We start from the raw sequence: 4,646 nt of genomic DNA on the forward strand, positions 1-4,646 counted from the left end.
GTCGAACCAGCGTAAGCTCGGAACGGAGTGTCTCTCGCATCAGGGGGTGTCGGAAGTCGTACAGAAGCCGCCAGCGGTCCTCGGACTCGATCAGTATCTGGTGGTGCTGAAGCTCTTCCAGGGCCACAGCGAGCTCGGACCCGATTTGATGATCGAGGCGAAGGCGGGTCGCTGTGCGCCCCCCGCCTTGCAGGCGCCCTCGAAGACGCCTTCCAGCTCGCGTTCGGTTACCCCATCGCCGATGGCCCCGGCCGCGGCCCGGATCGCATCCACCGTGAGGTCGGCCGAGCGACGCATCGCCTCGATCTCTGCCGGGCTCTTTATCTCGATCCTGCGGAAGTTTGACGACCCATCCCCCGCCGTTGACGAGACGGGATATATGGATGGCGTAATCCGCGCGGGCGTGATTGCGACGGGATTTTGGGGCTGCGTCGGGTTTCTTGTCGGCGTCATCATCGCCTTCCAGCTGGCCTTCCCGGTTTTGAATTTTGAATGGGCCCAGCCCTATCTGAACTTTGGGCGCATGCGCCCCCTCCACACAAGTGCGGTAATTTTTGCCTTTGGTGGCAACGCGTTGATCATGTCGTCTTTTTATATCGTACAACGCACATGTGGTGCGCGGCTTTGGGGCGGTAATCTTTCATGGTTCGTTTTCTGGGGCTATCAGCTGTTCATCGTGCTTGCGGCAACCGGGTATCTTCTCGGGTCGACGCAATCAAAAGAATACGCCGAACCTGAATGGTATGTGGATATCTGGCTGACAATCGTCTGGGTGTCCTTCCTTCTGGTCTTCCTGGGCACTCTCTTCAGACGCCGCGAAAAGCATATCTATGTCGCCAACTGGTTCCTTTTGTCTTTCATCGTCACCGTGGCGATGCTGCATCTGATCAATAACATCTCAATCCCGGTCTCGATCTGGGGTTCAAAATCTGTCCAGTTGTTCTCGGGTGTGCAGGACGCGATGACCCAGTGGTGGTACGGCCACAACGCGGTGGGCTTCTTCCTGACCGCCGGTTTCCTTGGCATGATGTACTATTTCGTGCCCAAGCAGGCCGGTCGTCCGGTCTTCAGCTACAAGCTGTCGATCATTCACTTCTGGGCGCTGATCTTCCTGTATATCTGGGCCGGTCCGCACCATCTTCACTACACAGCGCTGCCAGATTGGGCGTCGACACTGGGCATGGTCTTTTCGATCATCCTGTGGATGCCAAGCTGGGGCGGCATGATCAACGGTCTGATGACCCTGCAAGGCGCATGGGACAAGCTGCGGACCGATCCGATCATCCGGATGATGGTGATCAGCCTCGCGTTCTACGGCATGTCGACCTTTGAGGGTCCGATGATGTCGATCCGGGCGGTCAACTCGCTTAGCCACTATACCGACTGGACTATCGGTCACGTTCACTCTGGCGCCCTTGGCTGGAACGGCATGATCACCTTTGGTGCACTCTACTTCCTTACACCCAAGCTTTGGGGCCGGGCACAGATGTACTCGATGTCGGCGATCAACTGGCACTTCTGGCTCGCTACAATCGGTATCGTTCTTTACGCGGCCTCGATGTGGGTGACCGGTATCATGGAAGGCCTGATGTGGCGCGAAGTTGATGCGCAAGGCTTCCTTGTGAACTCGTTCGCCGACACGGTCAGCGCCAAGTTCCCGATGTATGTGGTCCGTGGATTGGGGGGCGTGATGTATCTCGCCGGTGCCTTGATCATGGTCTGGAATATGTGGATGACGATCCGAGGAGGCGCCCGCGTCTCCGCGCCGGTCGGCGTCCCAGCAGAGTAAAGGAGCGAACACTATGTCCATACTCAGCAAACACGCCATCATTGAGAGAAGCCCGATGCTTCTGCTGGTTGGCTCTCTTTTGGTCGTCTCCGTTGGCGGAATTGTAGAAATTGCACCCCTGTTCTATCTTCAGAACACCATCGAGGACGTGGAGGGCATGCGGCCTTATACACCGCTCGAACTGGCGGGGCGCGATGTCTACATCCGCGAGGGCTGCTATGTCTGTCACAGCCAGATGATCCGTCCGATGCGCGACGAGGTGGAACGTTACGGACACTACTCGCTGGCGGCCGAAAGCAAATACGACCACCCGCATCAGTGGGGCTCCAAGCGCACAGGGCCTGATCTGGCGCGTGTGGGGGGGCGCTATTCGGATGCCTGGCACGTGGATCACTTCACGCACCCACAATCCGTCGTCCCCGAAAGTGTCATGCCAAGATATGGGTTCCTTCTCGACACTAAAATCGAGGGCGAACATATCGAAGACCTTCTAAACACCCATCGCTTCGTCGGCGTTCCCTACTCCGACGAGATGATCGCTGAGGCAAAGGCTGACTTTCGCGTGCAGGCCAACCCCGACGGGGACTGGGATGCACTGGTCGAACGTTATCCGGGTGCGGTTGTGTCCAACTTCGATGGTCAGGATGACCTGACCGAGATGGATGCGTTGATCGCTTACATGCAAATGCTTGGCACGCTGGTCGATTTTTCGACCTTTACGCCAGATGCAAGCCGCTAAGGGAGGAACAGACAATGGATACCTATTCTTTCTTGCGTGAACTTGCCGACAGCTGGGTCCTTCTGGCGATGTGCGTGTTTTACTTTGGGGCTATTATCTGGGCGTTCCGTCCGGGAAGTCGCGCCCTTCATGCCGATATTTCGGACATTCCGTTTCGGAATGAAACGCTGCCAATTGAGCTTCACGACACGGCCGATACGGACCGTAAAGGCGGCTCCAAATCCGCTCCAACTAAGCCGGAGGCGCGCTGATGTCTGACAATCCACACCACGACGACGTCACAGGCGTCGATACTACGGGCCACGAATGGGACGGCATCAAGGAGTTGAACAATCCTCTGCCGCGCTGGTGGCTCTGGTGCTTTTACATCACCATTGTCTGGGGCATCGGCTATTCCATCGCCTATCCGGCATGGCCAATGGTTCAGGGAGCGACAGCCGGTTTACTTGGGTACTCAACGCGGGCCGAAGTTGCCGCAGACATTGCAGAGGTTGATGCACAAAACGCAGCCGTTTCGGAGCGCTTGGCAACCGCCGACCTTTCGACGCTTGAGCAAACAGATCCGGCCCACCTGTTTGGTGTCGCCGGTGGTGCCGCCGTCTTCCGTGCCAACTGTTCGCAGTGTCACGGGGCAGGGGCTGCGGGCGCTATTGGGTATCCGAACCTTCTGGATGATGCCTGGCTTTGGGGCGGATCGCTTGAGGCAATCGAATACACCGTGCGTCACGGCATCCGCAACGAGGCCGATTATGACGCGCGCTGGTCCGAAATGCCGGCCTTTGACGAAGTTCTCACCGAAGAGGAAATCACTTCGACGGCCGAATACGTGCTCTCACTGTCGGGCACAGATCACGACGCAACACTCGCCACGGCTGGCGGCGAGATATTCGCCGCAGAATGTTCGTCCTGTCACGGAGACGGCGGCATGGGCGACCCCGAACTTGGCGCGCCTAATCTGTCGGATGCAATCTGGCTTTATGGCGGGTCGCGCGAGACCGTGATGCAAACCATCAAATACGCGCGCTTTGGCGTCATGCCGCCTTGGGGCGAGCGTCTAAGTGACGCCGAGGTCAAAGCCGTCACGCTTTACGTCCACCAGCTTGGTGGCGGCGAGTAAGTCGCTTTAGCGACAAAAGAACACCAAGCCGCATGCAAATGTGACTTGGTTGCCCCTGATCCCAGACCTGTTCGCACAATTTTGGGATCGGGGCACGTTTTTTGCGGTGGTTGACACAGGTCAAGGTGGGCGACGGATCCGATCGCTAAGTAGGATGTGCGAACAGGAAAGTTATTGAACATGAGCGCGTCCGACGAACAGCCGCTTTATGCGCCGCAAGAGCCTATCTTCCCCCGTCGTGTGACCGGAAAATTTCGCACGCTGAAGTGGTGGATCATGGGTGTCACTCTGGCGATCTACTACATCACGCCATGGCTGCGGTGGGACCGCGGGCCAAACCTTCCCGATCAGGCCGTTCTGATGGATATGGTTGGGCGGCGCTTCTATTTCTTCTGGATCGAGATCTGGCCGCATGAGTTCTACTTCGTTGCGGGCCTTCTTATCATGGCTGGCCTCGGGCTCTTTTTGTTCACATCGGCATTGGGCCGGGTCTGGTGCGGTTATACCTGCCCGCAAACGGTCTGGACCGATCTTTTTGTCCTTGTTGAAAGATGGATTGAAGGTGATCGAAACGCGCGCGTGCGTCTTTGGAACGCGGACTGGACGGCGAAAAAGGTCCGCTTACGCATGACCAAATGGACGGTCTGGCTTTTGATCGCTGTGGCAACTGGTGGCGCTTGGGTCTTTTACTTTGCCGACGCGCCCACTCTGGCCGCAAATCTGGTAACGTTCGATGCGCCCTTTATCGCCTATTCCACAATCGCTGTACTGACGGCTACGACCTTTATCTTCGGCGGATTCATGCGCGAGCAGGTCTGCATCTATATGTGTCCGTGGCCGCGCATTCAGGCCGCGATGATGGATGACGACACGCTGACAGTTGCCTATCGCGACTGGCGTGGAGAACCCCGCGGCAAGCACCGCAAAGCCGAGGGTGCCGAGTTGTTGGGCGACTGCATCGATTGCAGCGCCTGTGTGAATGTCTGCCCGATGGGCATCGA

5 protein-coding genes are annotated in these 4,646 nt (G+C 57.6%); all 5 read left to right on the plus strand.

Annotation, left to right across the window (positions count from 1 at the left end; genetic code table 11):
- Positions 1–241: 241 nt before the first annotated feature.
- A complete protein-coding gene (gene ccoN, locus AC221Y_RS20430; RefSeq protein WP_486708220.1) occupies positions 242–1,789 on the plus strand; it encodes a cytochrome-c oxidase, cbb3-type subunit I in 1,548 nt (515 codons plus the stop codon).
- 13 nt (positions 1,790–1,802) lie between these two features.
- Entirely contained in the window at positions 1,803–2,528 is a 726-nt protein-coding gene (gene ccoO / locus AC221Y_RS20435; protein ID WP_299754649.1) for a cytochrome-c oxidase, cbb3-type subunit II, read from the plus strand.
- Positions 2,529–2,542: 14 nt separating this feature from the next.
- The gene (locus AC221Y_RS20440; RefSeq protein ID WP_299754651.1) at positions 2,543–2,779 is read left to right on the plus strand and encodes a cbb3-type cytochrome c oxidase subunit 3; all 237 of its coding nucleotides are present in this window, start codon (positions 2,543–2,545) and stop codon (positions 2,777–2,779) included.
- The gene (gene ccoP, locus AC221Y_RS20445; protein ID WP_299754653.1) at positions 2,779–3,645 is read left to right on the plus strand and encodes a cytochrome-c oxidase, cbb3-type subunit III; all 867 of its coding nucleotides are present in this window, start codon (positions 2,779–2,781) and stop codon (positions 3,643–3,645) included. The genes AC221Y_RS20440 and ccoP overlap by 1 nt, the downstream gene beginning before the upstream one ends.
- A gap of 180 nt (positions 3,646–3,825) precedes the next feature.
- Positions 3,826–4,646 (plus strand): cytochrome c oxidase accessory protein CcoG (gene ccoG, locus AC221Y_RS20450; RefSeq protein ID WP_486708219.1); only part of this gene is annotated, 821 nt, incomplete at its 3' end.

The sequence above is a fragment of the Boseongicola sp. genome (assembly GCF_057460485.1).

Bases quoted from the DNA above. Each gene is read 5' to 3' on its own strand.
- AC221Y_RS20440 (WP_299754651.1), top strand. From the start codon at position 2,543: ATGGATACCTATTCTTTCTTGCGTGAACTTGCCGACAGCTGGGTCCTT.
- ccoN (WP_486708220.1), top strand. From the start codon at position 242: ATGGCCCCGGCCGCGGCCCGGATCGCATCCACCGTGAGGTCGGCCGAG.
- ccoO (WP_299754649.1), top strand. From the start codon at position 1,803: ATGTCCATACTCAGCAAACACGCCATCATTGAGAGAAGCCCGATGCTT.
- ccoP (WP_299754653.1), top strand. From the start codon at position 2,779: ATGTCTGACAATCCACACCACGACGACGTCACAGGCGTCGATACTACG.